This is a genomic window from Achromobacter sp. UBA2119, assembly GCF_002331005.1.
GTDB classification, from domain to species: Bacteria; Pseudomonadota; Gammaproteobacteria; order Burkholderiales; family Burkholderiaceae_B; genus Achromobacter; species Achromobacter animicus.
In genome coordinates, this window is sequence record NZ_DCYD01000006.1 from 1 (window position 1) to 15510 (window position 15510).

Annotated in this window: 16 protein-coding genes; 8 read left to right on the top strand and 8 right to left on the bottom strand. The window is 64.5% G+C overall.

What is annotated here, in order from left to right:
- Nucleotides 1–91 precede the first annotated feature (91 nt).
- The 4 genes from ubiA to B3098_RS03300 all read left to right on the top strand — a co-directional run bounded on the left by ubiA (nucleotide 92) and on the right by B3098_RS03300 (nucleotide 3740).
- Entirely contained in the window at nucleotides 92–1018 is a 927-nt protein-coding gene (gene ubiA / locus B3098_RS03285) for a 4-hydroxybenzoate octaprenyltransferase (RefSeq protein ID WP_286890828.1), read from the top strand.
- A 199-nt stretch (nucleotides 1019–1217) separates the two neighbouring features.
- Nucleotides 1218–1622, top strand: coding sequence for a DUF1090 domain-containing protein (locus B3098_RS03290; RefSeq protein ID WP_286890831.1), 405 nt, complete (start codon nucleotides 1218–1220; stop codon nucleotides 1620–1622).
- Between the two features lie 400 nt (nucleotides 1623–2022).
- A complete protein-coding gene (locus B3098_RS03295; RefSeq protein WP_175124752.1) occupies nucleotides 2023–2418 on the top strand; it encodes a DUF4148 domain-containing protein in 396 nt (131 codons plus the stop codon).
- Between the two features lie 203 nt (nucleotides 2419–2621).
- Entirely contained in the window at nucleotides 2622–3740 is a 1119-nt protein-coding gene (locus B3098_RS03300; protein WP_286890838.1) for a saccharopine dehydrogenase family protein, read from the top strand.
- 40 nt (nucleotides 3741–3780) lie between these two features.
- Here B3098_RS03300 and glcC read toward each other — a convergent pair whose 3' ends face one another.
- Nucleotides 3781–4545: a transcriptional regulator GlcC gene (glcC, locus tag B3098_RS03305; protein WP_286890841.1), complete on the bottom strand. Its 765-nt coding sequence runs from the start codon at nucleotides 4543–4545 to the stop codon at nucleotides 3781–3783.
- A gap of 237 nt (nucleotides 4546–4782) precedes the next feature.
- Here glcC and B3098_RS03310 point away from each other — a divergent pair, with 237 nt between their 5' ends.
- The 3 genes from B3098_RS03310 (at nucleotide 4783) to B3098_RS03320 (ending at nucleotide 8793) form a co-directional block, all read left to right on the top strand.
- Nucleotides 4783–6957 carry a malate synthase G gene (locus tag B3098_RS03310; RefSeq protein ID WP_286890843.1) on the top strand — a complete coding sequence of 725 codons (2175 nt, stop codon included), beginning with the start codon at nucleotides 4783–4785 and terminating at the stop codon, nucleotides 6955–6957.
- Nucleotides 6958–7109: 152 nt separating this feature from the next.
- A complete protein-coding gene (locus tag B3098_RS03315; RefSeq protein WP_286890845.1) occupies nucleotides 7110–7727 on the top strand; it encodes a TetR/AcrR family transcriptional regulator in 618 nt (205 codons plus the stop codon).
- 211 nt (nucleotides 7728–7938) lie between these two features.
- Nucleotides 7939–8793, top strand: a complete 855-nt coding sequence (locus tag B3098_RS03320) for a cysteine hydrolase (RefSeq protein WP_286890847.1) — start codon at nucleotides 7939–7941, stop codon at nucleotides 8791–8793.
- Between the two features lie 95 nt (nucleotides 8794–8888).
- Here B3098_RS03320 and B3098_RS03325 read toward each other — a convergent pair whose 3' ends face one another.
- The 5 genes from B3098_RS03325 to B3098_RS03345 form a co-directional block, all read right to left on the bottom strand.
- A complete protein-coding gene (locus tag B3098_RS03325) occupies nucleotides 8889–9485 on the bottom strand; it encodes a TetR/AcrR family transcriptional regulator (RefSeq protein ID WP_175124757.1) in 597 nt (198 codons plus the stop codon).
- Nucleotides 9486–9639: 154 nt separating this feature from the next.
- Nucleotides 9640–9945 carry a DUF4148 domain-containing protein gene (locus B3098_RS03330; protein WP_175124758.1) on the bottom strand — a complete coding sequence of 102 codons (306 nt, stop codon included), beginning with the start codon at nucleotides 9943–9945 and terminating at the stop codon, nucleotides 9640–9642.
- A 91-nt stretch (nucleotides 9946–10036) separates the two neighbouring features.
- Entirely contained in the window at nucleotides 10037–10342 is a 306-nt protein-coding gene (locus B3098_RS03335) for a DUF4148 domain-containing protein (protein ID WP_175136911.1), read from the bottom strand.
- An 89-nt stretch (nucleotides 10343–10431) separates the two neighbouring features.
- Nucleotides 10432–10737 carry a DUF4148 domain-containing protein gene (locus tag B3098_RS03340; protein ID WP_175136911.1) on the bottom strand — a complete coding sequence of 102 codons (306 nt, stop codon included), beginning with the start codon at nucleotides 10735–10737 and terminating at the stop codon, nucleotides 10432–10434.
- Between the two features lie 302 nt (nucleotides 10738–11039).
- Complete coding sequence (locus B3098_RS03345; protein ID WP_286890856.1) at nucleotides 11040–12206, bottom strand: mandelate racemase/muconate lactonizing enzyme family protein; 1167 nt, start codon at nucleotides 12204–12206, stop codon at nucleotides 11040–11042.
- Nucleotides 12207–12301: 95 nt separating this feature from the next.
- Here B3098_RS03345 and B3098_RS03350 point away from each other — a divergent pair, with 95 nt between their 5' ends.
- Nucleotides 12302–13231 (top strand): LysR substrate-binding domain-containing protein, encoded by a 930-nt coding sequence (locus B3098_RS03350; RefSeq protein WP_286890858.1) that lies wholly within the window; start codon nucleotides 12302–12304, stop codon nucleotides 13229–13231.
- 100 nt (nucleotides 13232–13331) lie between these two features.
- Here the strand turns inward: B3098_RS03350 and ssb are convergent, their stop codons facing one another.
- Nucleotides 13332–13847, bottom strand: a complete 516-nt coding sequence (gene ssb, locus B3098_RS03355; RefSeq protein WP_175124763.1) for a single-stranded DNA-binding protein — start codon at nucleotides 13845–13847, stop codon at nucleotides 13332–13334.
- A gap of 295 nt (nucleotides 13848–14142) precedes the next feature.
- Complete coding sequence (locus tag B3098_RS03360; RefSeq protein ID WP_286890861.1) at nucleotides 14143–15327, bottom strand: MFS transporter; 1185 nt, start codon at nucleotides 15325–15327, stop codon at nucleotides 14143–14145.
- Between the last annotated feature and the right edge of the window lie 183 nt (nucleotides 15328–15510).

A 15510-nucleotide genomic window follows, 5' to 3' on the forward strand; every position in this document is an offset into this window, starting at 1 on the left:
ATTTACGTCAACACGAACCCGTTTGCAAAAATCGGGCTGACCATAGATTGTTTTATGCTGTCGGCTTTCCCGACCACTTGTGACCGTGACAGTGAGCGCTTCGCAACAATCCCCCGCCGATCTCAGTGACATCGTCTTCACCGACTGGGTCGAACGCTGGCTGCCGAAGTCGTGGCGGCCCTACGCGCGGCTGTGCCGCCTGGATCGCCCCATCGGCACCTGGCTGACCCTGCTGCCGGCCATTGCCGCGCTGGTCCAGGCCGCGGGCGGCCTGCCCGACCTGCAACGCCTTATCGTCTTCTCGCTGGGCGCCCTGCTGATGCGCGGCATCGGCTGCACCGTCAACGACATGTGCGACCGCGATTTCGACAAGCACGTCGAGCGCACGCGCTTCCGTCCGCTGACCAGCGGCCAGTTGTCGATGAAGAACGCCGTGTGGTTCCTGCTGGGCCAGTTGCTGGTCTGCGGATCGCTGCTGTTCTTCCTGAATGACATGAGCCGCTGGCTGGCCGTGGCCGTGCTGCCCTTCGTCTTCATCTATCCGCTGTGCAAGCGCGTCACCTACTGGCCGCAGGTCGTGCTGGGCATCTGCTTCAACTGGGGCATGCTGATGGCCTGGTCGGACACGCAAAACCACGTGCCGCTCGCCGCCATCGCCATGTGGCTGGGCGCGGTGCTGTGGCAGGTGGGCTACGACAGCATCTATGCCTACGTCGACGTGCGCGACGACCGCAGCGTCGGCCTGCACTCGACCGCGATGCGCTTCGGCGACCAGGGCAAGCTCTGGATTGGCGGGTTCTACGCAGGCACCGTGCTGCTGTGGGCCTGGGGCGGTTATGCCATCGGCCTGTCGTGGGCCTATCAGGCCGGCATGGTCGCCGTGGCCGCGCATCTGGCTTGGCAGTTGAAGGTGTTCGACATCCAGCATCCCCACCGCAATTTCATGCTGTTCCGCGCCAACCTGTGGCTGGGCGCATTGCTGGTTGCCGCGGCATTGGCGGGCACGTTGATCCGCTGATGCGGCGCGGTTGAAGCGGCGCGCAAACGCGACATGGCGACGTCTGCGCGTCCCGCGCTTTCGAGCCGCGCTTTCGGGCGGTACTTTCGAGCGGTATTTTCGGGCGGTACTTCCGGGCGGTACTTTCAGGCCGTGCATTTGCGGGATTGACGGCCTCCGGCGATGATGGGCCTTCCGCCCCACGTCACGGAGTCACCGCATGCCTGCAATGATCAAATCCCTGACCACCGCCGCCGCCGTGTGCGCCCTCTTCGCCACGCTGCCCGCACAAGCCGCCACCGATTGCGCGCCGCTGCGCGGTTGCGCGGCCAAGTTCTGCCACATCGAAAACGACATCGCCGCCGCGCAGGCGCAGAATAACTCGCGCCGCGAGGCGGGCCTGCGCAAGGCGCTGTCCGAAGCCAAGGCAAGCTGCACCGACAGCCGCCTGCAATCGCAGCGCGAGGCCGACGTGCGCGAGAAGCAATCCAAAGTGGCCGAACGCCAGCAAGAGCTGGCAGAGGCGAAAGCCAAGGGCAAGCAGGACAAGATCGACAAGGCCCAACGCAAGCTTGAAGAAGCACAGGCCGAATACAACGACGCGTTGGCCGACCTGAACCGCTGACCTGACGTGCCCGCGAGCCAGGGCGTCGCGCGCGCTGGCCGCCGCTTATCTCCCACTCTCCTGCGGCCGCCCCCTCGCCGCGCCTCCTCCGATGTCCGCCTCTGCCTGCCCCGAGCCGGCCGCGCGCCCACTCCTCCAGTCGCCCTCCCATTCGCCGTCGAGCCGACCTCCAAGGCCCGGATATCTGACGCGTCATGCAATGGAAATATCGCCACCCATGGCGCCAACATGGACAATCCAAACCGATTAGCCATTATTTTGGAAAGATGTTTTCAGGTAATAAGGGTTTATCCCAGGGTTATTTAGGCACAGAATGCCTCTCATCGGGACACAGCAAGCGAGCCCCAGGCAGTCAGGCCTGGGGCTTGAATCCCAAGCTCACAAGACTCGGAGGTCTGCCATGAAAACCCTTGCTACCGCACTGATGCTGTCCATGTCCGTTCTGGCTGCCGGCGCTCAAGCCGCCGAAGCCGACCAAGCCCCCACCCGCGCTCAGGTTCAAGCTGAACTGCAACAAGCCAAGGTTTCGGGCCAATACACGTTCGGCGAAGAAGGCTACCCCGCCCCCATCGCCCAACATTCCAGCCTGACCTCGCAGCAAGTCCAAGCCGATCTGGCCCAGGCCAAGAACGCCGGCCAAGTGACCTTCGGCAACATGGACTACCCGCCCGTCGCCGCCTCGGCTTCCGCCACGTCGCTGAGCCGCGCCCAAGTCGAATCGCAACTGGCACAAGCCAAGACCGAAGGCCTGGTGACCTTCGGCAACCTGGACTATCCCCCCCACCTGGGCAGCTGATCCACGGGCCACGCCGGCCGTGAATCGCTACCAGGCAGCCCTCTGGCCACAAGCCAGAGGGCTTTTTCTTTGACGCTTCGACCACTTCAGCGGTCATATCGACGTGACTTGAAGCCGATTCGACGGTTTAGCCGCTACAAATCGACAGCACTCCCGCATAGGATGGGGCCACTTCCCTTCCCTCTCATTGCAGGAGCCGCACCATGTCCACGCACACCAAGCCCATCGTTCTACTGGGCGCCGGAAAAATCGGTTTTGCGATCGCGCTGATGCTGGAACGCAGCGGCGATTATTCCGTCCTCGTCGCGGACCAGGACGCCAGCCGGCTGGCCGTGCTTGCCGAACTGGGCTGCGAGACGCGCCAGGTTAGCGACGATGCCGGCGTGGCGCGCTGCATCGAAGGCGCCTACGCGGTGGTCAATGCGTTGCCCTTTCATCGCGCGATTGCGGTGGCGGGCTTGTGCGCCAAGGCCGGCGTACATTATTTCGACCTGACCGAAGACGTGGCCAGCACGCACGCGATCCAGGCGCTGGCCCATGACACCGGCGGCGTGCTGATGCCGCAATGCGGTCTGGCGCCCGGCTTCATCGGCATCGTCGGCAACGCGCTGGCGCGCCGCTTCGACACCTTGCTCGATCTGCGCATGCGCGTCGGCGCACTCCCGCGCTATCCGTCCAACAGCCTGCGCTACAACCTGACGTGGAGCACCGAAGGGCTGATCAACGAATACTGCAATCCGTGCGAGGCGATCGTCGACGGCCAACTGACCAGCGTGCCCGCACTGGAAGGCTACGAAACCTTTGCGCTGGACGGCGTGGAGTACGAAGCCTTCAACACCTCCGGCGGCCTGGGCACCTTGCCCGCGACGCTGCTGGGCCGCGCGCGCAACGTCGATTACAAGTCAGTGCGCTATCCCGGCCATTGCAACATCATGAAGCTGCTGCTCAATGACCTGCGCCTGCGCGACCGCCGCGACCTGCTCAAGGACATCTTCGAGTCGGCCATCCCCACTACCGAACAGGACGTGATCGTGATCCAGGCATCGGCGTCCGGCTACCGCCACGGCCGTCTGGAAGAAGAGTCGTATCCGATTCGTGTCTTCGGCGCGGAAGTCGACGGCCACCGCCTGAGCGCAATCCAGTTGTCCACGGCCGCAGGCATTTGCGCGGCCCTGGATCTGGTGGCGCACGGCGTTCTGCCGCAGCAGGGCTTCGTGGGGCAAGAGGCGATTGGCCTTGAGGCATTGCTCAACAACCGATTCGGCCGCATTTACGCGGGCAAACCGCTGGCGCTGGCCGGGTGCGCGGTGGCCGATCGCTGAGTCCGTCATCACAGCCGGCATCGTCGCCGCCAGCGCGGCGCTACGTCCAGCCTTCCAGACGCAGCGTCGCGCGCACCAGTCGCTGCTCTTCCTGCTCGATATCCGACAGGCTCTGGCGCACGCTGTCCACATGGTCGGCCGCGGCCTTGCGCGCCTGCTCTGGCTGGCGCCCGATCACCGCGTTGAACAGCCGCGTGTGCTGGCGGTCGATCTGGCGCTTCTCGGGCTCGCGGTGGTACAGGTTGTTCACGCACGCGAACACCGATCCCAGCAGCAGATCCGTCAGCGATTGCAGCGTATGGACCAGCACAGGGTTGTGCGAGGCCTCGCAGATCGCCAGATGAAAAGCGTGGTCCAGATGCGCGTGGGTGGCGGTATCGGTGGCGGCTCCCTGCGCGGACACCATCTCGTCATACCGGCGCCGGATCATGATGAAATCGGCCTCGGTCCCGCGGAGGGCGGCCAGCCGTGCCGATTCGGCCTCCAGCAGCGACCGCACTTCAAGCAGGTCATACAGCGTGCGCGGCTGCGAATTGAACAGGTGCATCAGCGGCCCGGCGTCCACCTTCGAGATGCGCGCAACGAACGAGCCCTTGCCCTGCGCCGTGTGAATGATCTCGCGGGCGCGCAGCAGCTTCAGGCCCTCGCGCAGCGCCGTGCGCGATACGCCCAGCTTTTCGGTCAGGCGCCGCTCGGACGGCAGGGCCTGGCCCGCCTTGAGGACGCCGTCCAGAATCAGACGCTCGATCCGTTCGGCGACTTCATCGGCCACCTGACGGGGCTTTTCTTCAATTTCCGCGTGCATGCAAACTCCGCACCAGTGGTATGACCATGCGCGGTCGGCGCTTGCGCGGCTCGGCCTTGCCTAGGTAAGTGGCTGATATCAAACCATAAAAATCGGCGCTCTGCCCGGCGCGCACCACACAAACTGGTATGACCAGCGGGTTTCCGTATGGACATCGGCGCGGTCGCGGACGATGATGTCAGCACCCCTCACCCGGCGCGCCGCGCCGGTCAGCTTGACTCAACGCCAGAGAACCGCATGACTCAACGCATCCAGCACCACGGCCTGCAAGTGGCGGCCAATCTCAGTCAATTCATTGAACAGGAAGCGCTGCCCGGTTCCGGCCTGGAGGCCGACGCCTTCTGGCAAGGCTTCGCGGCCCTGGTGCACGATCTGGCGCCCAAGAACCGGGCCTTGCTCGCCGAACGCGATCGCCTGCAGGCAGAACTCGATGCCTGGCATCGCGCCCATCCCGGTCCCATCACGGATCCCGCCGCCTACCGCAAGTTCCTCGAAGGCATCGGCTACCTGCTGCCGCAGCCTGCCACCGTGCGCGCCACCACCGACAACGTGGACACCGAGATCTCGCAGCAGGCCGGCCCGCAGCTCGTCGTGCCGATGTCCAATCCGCGATATGCGCTGAACGCCGCCAACGCGCGCTGGGGCAGCCTGTACGACGCCCTGTACGGCACCGATGCCATCCCTGCCACGCCCGGCGACACGGGCCGCGGCTACAACCCGGAACGTGGCGCCGCCGTCATCGCCCGCGCGCGCAGCTTCCTGGACACCGCGGCGCCGCTCGCGCAGGGCTCGCATGCGGATGCCAAGGGCTACACGGTCGAAGGCGGCCAGCTTCGCGTGGCGCTTGCCACCGGCGCGACCGGCCTGAAGACGGGCACGCAATTCGTCGGCTACCAAGGCGACGCGTCCGCTCCCACGGCGATCCTACTCAAGAACAACGGCCTGCATTTCGAAATCCAGATCGACCGCGCCAGCACCATCGGCGCCACCGATGCGGCGGGTGTGAAAGACGTGGTGGTCGAGGCCGCGCTCACCACGATCATGGACTGCGAAGACTCGGTCGCGGCCGTCGACGGCGACGACAAGGTGCAGATCTACCGCAACTGGCTGGGCCTGATGAAGGGCGACCTGACCGAGGACGTCACCAAGGGCGGCAAGACCTTCACCCGCAAGCTCAACGCCGACCGCAACTACACGCGGCCGGACGGCTCGGCGCTGACGCTGCATGGCCGCTCGCTCATGTTCGTGCGCAACGTGGGTCACCTGATGACCAACCCGGCCGTGCTGGATCGCGACGGCCAGGAAATCCCCGAAGGCATTCTCGATGCCGTCGTCACCAGCCTGGCCGCGGTGCAGGACCGCAAGCACAAGCTCAATTCGCGCACGGGCTCCGTCTACATCGTGAAGCCCAAGATGCACGGCCCCGCCGAAGCCGCATTCGCCAGCGAACTCTTCGACCGCGTCGAAGACCTGATCCGCGTGCCGCGCAACACGCTGAAGATGGGCATCATGGACGAAGAGCGCCGCACCAGCGTCAACCTCAAGGCCTGCATCGAAGCTGCCGCCTCGCGCGTGGCCTTCATCAACACCGGCTTTCTGGACCGCACCGGCGACGAGATGCACTCCGGCATGGAAGCCGGTCCCATGCTGCGCAAGGGCGACATGAAGTCCAGCGCGTGGATCACCGCTTACGAACGCAACAACGTGCTGGTGGGCCTGGACGCCGGCCTGCGCGGCCGCGCCCAGATCGGCAAGGGCATGTGGGCCATGCCCGACCTGATGGCCGCCATGCTCGAACAAAAGATCGCGCATCCCAAGGCCGGCGCCAATACCGCCTGGGTGCCTTCGCCCACCGCTGCCACGCTGCATGCGCTGCATTACCACCAGGTCGACGTGCAGGCGGTCCAGCAGGAACTCGAACGCACGAAGCTGGACAGCGTGCGCGACGACCTGCTCAATGGCCTGCTCACGGTGCCGGTCGGCGATCCCGCCAAGTGGTCCGCCGCCGACATCCAGCAGGAACTGGACAACAATGTGCAGGGCATTCTTGGCTACGTGGTGCGGTGGATCGACCAGGGCGTGGGCTGCTCGAAGGTGCCCGATATCCACAACGTGGGGCTGATGGAAGACCGCGCCACGCTGCGCATTTCCAGCCAGCACATCGCCAACTGGCTGCGCCACGGCATCACGAACCGCGATCAGGTCACCGAGACCTTCAAGCGCATGGCCAAGGTCGTCGACGGCCAGAACGCGGGCGACCCGCTCTACCAGCCGATGGCTGGCAACTTCGACACGTCGCTGGCATTCAAGGCCGCGTGCGCCCTGGTGTTCGAAGGCCTGACCCAGCCCAACGGCTACACCGAGCCGCTGCTGCACAAGTACCGCCTGGAGTACAAGGCGGCGCGCGCCTGATTCAGCGCCGCGCTTGACCAAAGCCGGACGGCAATGCCGTCCGGCTTTTTTTTCGGGTCTGAATTTGCATCGGGGCGGGGGGGTGTCTTGCTGCCTCATCCCTCCCCGATTAAAACCCCTTGGTTTTCGCACGATCGTGCTAAATTTCCGCCATGACAGCAAAAACCGAGAAAAGCGAACTCACCTTCGCGGCCATCGTGAACACTGCGCTCGACATGGCTGCCGCGCAAGGCATGGAAAGCCTCTCGCTGGGCCAGGTCGCCAAGCGGCTCGGCATCAGCAAGAGCGGCGTCTTCTCGCGCGTCGGCTCGCTCGAAGCCCTGCAGCAGGCGGTGCTGGACGAATACGACCGGCGCTTTGTCGAAGCGGTCTTCACGCCTGCCATGGCCTACCCGCGCGGCCTGCCGCGCCTGAACGCGCTGGTGTCGCTGTGGATCGACCGCGCCAGCAATGTCGAGACGCTGACCGGCTGCATCTACGTGGCCGGCGCATTTGAATACGACGACGTCGACTCGCCGCTGCGCGCGGTGCTGGAACACAACCTGAAGCGCTGGCGGGCCGCGATGGTGCGCACGGTGAACCAGGCGCTCGAAGCCGGCCACTTGCGCGCCGACACGGACCCGCAACAGCTTGTGTTCGAGGTCTACAGCCTGATGATCGGCCTGATGCACGACGCGCGGTTCCTGCGTGACCCGAAGGCGCACGAACGCGTGAAGGTCGGCTACGAGCGTCTTATCTCCACGTATCGCAGCTTCAAGTACATCGAGTAATCCCCGAAGCCGGCGTTGTGCCGGCTTTACTTTCGCTTAATTTCGCACGACCGTGCGAATATTGACAGGAGCAGGCCATGTGGATTCTTATTCCGTTAGGCGCGTTAGGCGTATCGTCCATCCTTTGGCGCCAATGGCGCTTGCTGCTGCGCCAGTTGCCCGACCGCGCCGAACACCTCGTGCTGTTCTAAGACCCCGCCCCCCCCCCACCATGCCGCGCACCATTCACCTGCTGATCGTCGACCCGCAAAACGATTTCTGCGACTTGCCCGAGTCGTACCGGCCCCTCGACCCGCTGACTGGCCTGGCGGTTGCGCCCGCGCTGCCCATCGCAGGCGCCCACGCAGACATGCAGCGGCTGGCGCGGTTCATCGACGCCACGGCCCCCGTGCTCTCGTCGATCACGGTTACGCTGGATTCGCATCATCGTCTGGACATTGCGCACCCCACATTCTGGCGCGCGGGCAATGGCGACCCGGTCGCGCCCTTCACGCCGATCACGGCGGCGCAATTGCGCGCCGGCGAATTCGTGCCGCGCCATGACGACGACCTGCCGCGCACGCTCAACTACCTGGATGAACTCGAAGCGCGGGGCCGCTACACGCTGATGGCGTGGCCGGTGCATTGCGAGATCGGCACGTGGGGTCATAACGTGCATCCCGACGTGCGCGCCGCGTATGGTCGTTGGGAAGAAGAGCGCCAGTTCATTGTGCGCAAGGTGCCCAAGGGCGCCAACCCCTGGACCGAGCACTACAGCGCGCTGATGGCTGAGGTGCCCGACGCCGACGATCCGCGCAGCCAGCTCAACCGCGACTTGCTGGACTCACTGGACCGCGCGGATCTGATCCTGATCGCGGGCGAGGCCGGCAGCCACTGCGTCAAGGCCACCGTCGAACACCTGGCCGAGCACCTGCCCGGCGGCAACCTGTCGCGCATCGTGCTGCTGACGGACTGCATGAGTCCCGTCGCGGGCTTTGCGAACGCACAGTCGAGCTTTCTGCAACGCATGCGGGATCTCGGCGTGCAGGAACGCACCAGCACCGACATGGCGCGCGCGCTGGCGTAAGACGGCGACGCGCAGTCGGCGCGCCCAAACACAACGGCCGCCTGCGTCAGCAAGGCGGCCGTGAAACGGTGAACAGCGAAGTCAGCGCGTGGAGTTCAGGCGCCGTGGCCCGTCTTGCCTTCGCATTCAACGTAAAGCGCGCTGATCGCTTCGCACAACGCGGGCGGCTGCTGGAACAGGCGCGACACCAGCAGACAGCCCTGGATCGTCGCGAACACCGCACGCCCCGCTGCTTCGGGCGTGCCGGAAAACTTCAGCGTGCCTTGCGCCGCGCCCTCGGCCAGCACGCGGGCCAGCCACGCTTCGTGCGCGCGGAAAAATCCCTGCAGCGCGCCGCGGACCCGTTCCGACAAACTCATCACGTCGGCGGCCAACATGCCGCCCAGACAGAGTTCACCGGAACCGCAGGCGGCGGATTCCATCATCGACAGATATTTTTCAAGCTGCGCTTGCGCCGGCTGCGCGGTGTCGATTCCGCGCACCGCGCCAAGTGCGCGCGTGCTGTAGGCCTCGACCGCTTCGTACAGCAGGTCGTCCTTGCCTGGAAAGTAGTAATGGATGCTGGACGTCTTGACGCCCACATGCTCAGCCAGGTCGCGGTAGCTGAAGCCGTTGCATCCGCGCATGCGGATCAGCTTCTCGGCGTGCGCCAGAAGCAGTTCGCGAGTGGTATTGGAAGTCGGGGTATCCATGGCGGCATATTACCTACTAATAGATCGGTTCGTCATTGGGAGGGTCCCTTATCGGCAGTTACCGAGCGGGCCATTCCATGTCACCGACCGTGCCAGCGGACTCCGGCCGGGACAAGAATCCCGCCCCCGGGGTCCGCTTTGATTGCCATCTGCTTCAGCCTTGCACGGGCGGGTAGTCGAGTTCACCGCCGTCGGTCAGGCCTTGGGCGCGGGCGGCCGCCAGTTCCTGCTTGACCTGAGCGCGCGTCTTGTCGCCAGCGTGGGCAAAGGCGGTGGCGGCGTAGCCTTCTTCACCGGACACCAGTTCGCCATTGGCGCGGGCGGCGGCGAGTTCTTGCTGCACCTGAGCGCGGGTCACCGTGCTTTGGGTGTTCAGTTCGGGCGGATAGTCCAGTTCGCCGGCTTGGGCAGCGCCGATGAAGGAAGCGGAAAGGATCAGGGCGGAAATGAGGGTCTTCATGAGAAATCTCCAGAATGGTTGAGTTGCTGCAGTTGCTGCGTGGTTGTCGGTTAAAGCTATCTATCTATAGATAGAGGTTTGGTCGAAAAAATCAGCCTTGAACGGGCGGGTAGTCCAGTTCGCCGCCGTCGGTCAGGCCTTGAGCGCGGGCAGCAGCCAGTTCTTGCTTGACCTGAGCGCGGGTCTTGTCGCTGGTGAAAGCGATCGGGGCAGCGGCGTACCCTTCTTCACCGAATGCCAGTTCACCGTTGACGCGGGCGGCGGCCAGTTCTTGCTGCACTTGAGCGCGGGTCACCGTGCTTTGGGTGTTCAGCTCGGGCGGATAGTCCAGTTCGCCAGCTTGGGCAGCGCCGATAAAGGAAGCGGAAAGGATCAGGGCGGAAACGAGGGTCTTCATGAGAAATCTCCAGTCAGTTTGGTTGAAATGCAGTGTTGCGTTGTTGGGTTGAAGCTATCTATCTATAGATAGAGGTTTGGTCGAAAAAATCAGCCTTGAACGGGCGGGTAGTCCAGTTCGCCACCGTCGGTCAGACCTTGAGCGCGGGCAGCAGCCAGTTCTTGCTTGACCTGAGCGCGGGTCTTGTCGCTGGTGAAGGCGATCGGGGCGGCGGCGTAGCCTTCTTCACCGAATGCCAGTTCACCGTTGACGCGGGCGGCGGCCAATTCTTGCTGCACTTGAGCGCGGGTCACCGTGCTTTGGGTGTTCAGTTCAGGCGGATAGTCCAGTTCGCCAGCTTGGGCAGCGCCGATGAAGGAAGCGGAAAGGATCAGGGCGGATACGAGGGTCTTCACGGTCAATCTCCAGTTTTAGATGCAGTATGTGTTTCAGTTAGCTATCTACTTGTAGGTAGATGTCGAGGGAAATAAAAAAGCGGTCCTACTGTATTTCTGATTTCGGCGCCGGGCGGTTTGTTGTTTGCGCTGCGTCGATGGGATGAATCTTACCTACTACTAGATAGACGACGCAAGCGGGTAAAGTGAAACAATTTATGTCGCGACGCAGGCCAACCACATCGGACGCGGCGTGACGGCCTGAATCAGTGCGGTACGGCGGTTCCCGCTGGCGCGGCCAACGGGACCGCCGTCGCCGGCAATCAAGCGGACAGCGCCTGCATCACCGCGTACAGATCGGACTTGCCCTCGAAGCCGATGCCCGGCAGGTCCGGCATCGTGACGTAGCCGGCCTCCACCTTCACCCCATCCGGAAAGCCGCCAAAGGGCTGGAACAGGTCCGGGTAGCTCTCGTTACCGCCCAGACCCAGACCCGCCGCGATGTTCAGCGACATCTGATGCCCGCCATGCGGCACGCAGCGGCTCGCGGACCAGCCGTGCTGACGCAGCATCGCGAGCGTGCGCAGGTACTCCACCAACCCATAGCTGAGCGCGCAATCGAACTGCAGATAATCGCGGTCGGCGCGCATGCCGCCATAGCGGATCAGGTTGCGCGCATCCTGCATCGAAAAGAGGTTTTCGCCCGTCGCCATGGGCTTGTCGTAGTAGTTGCGCAGCGTCGCCTGCAGTTCGAAATCCAGCGGATCGCCCGGCTCCTCGTACCAGAACAGGTCGTACTGCGACAGCGCCTTGGCGTAGGCAATCGCCGTGTCCAAGTCGAACCGCCCGTTCGCATCCACAGCCAGCTTCTGGCCGTCCTGCAGCACGCTCAGCACCGAGTCGATCCGGCGAAGGTCCTCGTCCAGCGACGCGCCGCCGATCTTCTTTTTCACGACCGTGTAGCCGCGATCGAGATAGCTGCGCATTTCGTCTTTAAGCGCGGCGTGGTCCTGCCCTGGGTGGTAGTAGCCGCCGGCCGCGTACACAAACACCCGCCGGTCCGGCTGGCCATTGCCGTAGCGTTCGGCCAGCAACTGGAAAAGCGGCTTGCCTTCGATTTTTGCGACCGCATCCCACACGGCCATGTCGATGGTGCCGATCGCCACCGACCGCTCACCGTGGCCGCCGGGCTTCTCGTTCTTGAACATCGCGTCCCAGACCTTGTGCGGATCCAGGTTGCGCCCCGTGGCGTCCACCAGCGTGTCCGGGTCTGCTTCCAGCACGCGCGGGATGAATCGCTCGCGCATGAGCTTGCCCTGTCCATAGCGGCCATTCGAATTGAAGCCGTACCCGACCACCTGCTTACCGTCGCGGATCACGTCGGTGATCACGGCGACCAGGCTCAGCGTCATCTTGCTGAAGTCGATGTAGGCGTTGCGGATGGGCGAGCTGATGGGCAGGGTCTGCTCGCGGATGTCGACGATTCTCATGGCTTGTCTCCGGTTGGGTCGCATCGGGAATCGATAGATTAGTGGCGCATCCCTGCCCTAGAATTCACCCAAGTTCATTTGATTATTTACTTTCAGTGAAAGCCGACCTTGCCTCCGAGCTGCAGTTCTTCGTGCTGATCGCCCGGCTGGGCAGCCTGTCCGCGGCGGCGCGGCAATTGGATCTGACGCCACCGGCGGCCACCAAACGCCTGGCCCTGATGGAAAAGCGCATGGGTGTGCGACTGGTCAACCGCACCACGCGCAGCATCAGCCTTACGAATGAGGGCGAGACCTACCTGGCCTATGCGACCCGGATCCTGGCGGACCTGCGCGAGATGGAAGACGTGGTGTCCAGCAGCAGCGCCCAGCCGCGCGGCCTGATCCGCGTCAACGCCACGCTGGGATTCGGCCGCACGACCATCGCGCCGCTGGTCTCCGACTTTGCGAAGCGCTATCCGCAGGTGCAGGTAGAACTGGAGGTAACGGACCGGCCCATCGACCTGGTGGAAGGCGGCTTCGATCTGGCCATCCGCTTCGGCGAACTGCCCGACAAGCGCCTCGCCGCCCGGCGCATCATGACCAACCGGCGCTTTCTGTGCGCGTCGCCCCGCTACCTGAAGGCACACGGCACGCCGGCAACACTGGCCGACCTGGCGCATCACCAGTGCATTCTTCACCGGCAAAACGACGAGGCGCACGGCGTCTGGCGGTTTACACACAAAGGCCGCGTCGAAGTGGTGAAGGTGGAAGGCGGGCTATCCAGCAATGACGGCGACATCGTGCTGGGCTGGGCCCTGGACGGCCACGGCATCCTCATCCGGTCGGAATGGGATCTGGCCAAGTATCTGGAAAGCGGCAGGCTGCGGGTGGTGCTGCCCGACTTCGCGTTGCCGTCGGCGGATCTGTTCGTCTATTACCCGCAGCGCCGCAACCAGACGGCTCGCCCGCGGGCGTTTATCGATTTTCTGGTTGAGGCATTTCAGCCAGGTCCTGCAAAGGAAATCGCTGGCGCGGACCGTCCCTAGCCCTTGAGGCGCGGCTGCGTCGCCCCGTGTTCCCTAAAAGCAAAACCCCGGCCTTCCATTGAAAGCCGGGGTCTTGAACATACGTAACGCGGGGCGACGCTTAGAACGGAATATCGTCGTCCATGTCCGCCAGGTTGGCGCCGCTGCTGGCCGGGGCCGCTGCGGGAGCCGGGCGCTGCTGAGGCGCCGGGCGTTGGGCCGGAGCAGCGCGCTGCTGGCGCGGCGCGTCGTCGTAGCCGCCACCACCGTAGTTGCCGCCACCGCCGCCGCCGCCGTCTTCGCGGCCGCCCAGCATCTGCATCTGGTCAGCGACGACTTCGGTGCTGTAGCGGTCGGCGCCGGTGTCCTTGTCTTGCCACTTGCGCGTCTTGAGGCGGCCTTCGATGTAGACCGAGCGGCCCTTCTTCAGGTATTCGCCGGCGATTTCAGCCAGGCGGTTGTACATGACGACGCGGTGCCATTCCGTTTCTTCGCGCTTTTCGCCGCTGGCCTTGTCCTTCCAGGACGAGGTCGTGGCGATCGACATGTTGCAGATTGCCGCCCCGTCGGGGCTGTAGCGGACTTCCGGGTCGCGACCCAGATTGCCCACGAGTATGACTTTGTTAACCGATGCCATGCCGATGTCCCTCTGTTGTTGACAGCCTGCGACTAGCGTTGCCGCGAGCGCGCCGGCAACAACATAAAAAAGCGATGTTGAAGACCGGCTTCATGAAACTCGCCGGTCATCGAAGCGATGACCGGCGATGCCCAGGTGAAGCCTGTGTTGATGCGTATTATCGACGAAAGCGCCCGCCGCGCCAAACGGGATCAGTGACAAATCGATCACCGCAGGCAAACCATTTCGGCGCTGTTGGACGCCGTTCGGGGCCAGATCCGCGACTTTACCAATCCTGCGGGAAAGCCCGCAGGGGTCAGGCCAGCGGCCGCAGCGCCCAGGTGACCGCCAGCCACACGGCCGACAGGATTGCCGCGCCGATGAACACCGCGCTGGCGCCCGAATGCCCCGCCAGCCAGCCACCCAGCGCGCCGCCCGCGAAGAGGCCCGCGGCCTGCGCGGTGTTGTAGAAGCCCAGCGCCAATCCCTTGTAGGCCTGCGGCGCCACGCGCGAGACCAGCGACGGTTGCAGCGCCTCCAGCACATTGAAGGCGACGAAGAATCCGGTCAGCGCGATGGCCAGCGTGTAAAAGCCGTGGCTGGCGGCCGGCAGCAGCGCGCACACGAGCACCAGGCCGGCCACCGACGCGCGCAGCGCGCCGCGGTGCGCCCGGCGCTTTTCGGCCACGAAGACCACCGGCACCATCAGCACGAACGACACCAGGATGACCGGCAGGTAGACCTTCCACAGGTCGCGCGCGTCCAGTCCGCCGACCTTGGCCAGCAGCGCCGGCACCACGACAAACAGCGACACCTGGATCAGATGCAGGACAAAGACGCCAAAATTCAGCCGCAACAGGTCGCGATGGGTCAGGACCTCGCGCGGCTTGGCCGCCTGCATCGTGCGGGCCTGCGTGCGGGGCACCACGGGCACCACGAAGCGCGCCACGGCCAGGCAGACGACGCCCAGGCAGGCGATGGTCCAGAACAGGCCCGACAGCCCCCACCAGCCCACCAGCACCGGCGACAGCACCAGGGACACGGCGAACGACAATCCGATCGATGCGCCCACCATCGCCATCGCGCGCGTGCGCACCTCGTCGCGGGTGGCGTCGGCCAGCCAGGCGGTGACCGCGGCGGAAATGGCGCCGGCGCCCTGGATGGCGCGGCCTATGGTGATCCAGAAGACGTCCGTCGCCTGCGCACAGACGATGCTGCCGGCGATAAAAAGCAACAACCCGAAGATCACCACCGGACGGCGCCCCCAGCGATCGGACGCCAGGCCGAAGGGAATCTGCATGAACGCCTGGGTCAGGCCGTACATGCCCAGCGCCAGCCCCACGCGGGCAGGATCGTCGCCGCCCGGCATGCCGCTTGCGGCAACGGCAAAAACCGGCAGCAACAGGAACAGCCCCAGCATCCGCGCGGCGAACAGGCCGGCCAGGGCCACGCTGGCGCGGCGCTCGGAGGAGGTCAATTTCAGTTTTTTATCTGCCGGCATGCGGAAATTTCAACGATGACTAGGGCGGCGCGCATGCTTCTCATGTCATACGCTCACGGTCTGATGCTTGCGGTGCGGCGCCGGCCTCGGGCCAGTCCAACCGGATGAACGGCCTTGAACGCGAGAGGATTCGGCGCGCTATAGTACCAAGTTGGCCTTTGAAATCGCTTAAATGCGCCCAAA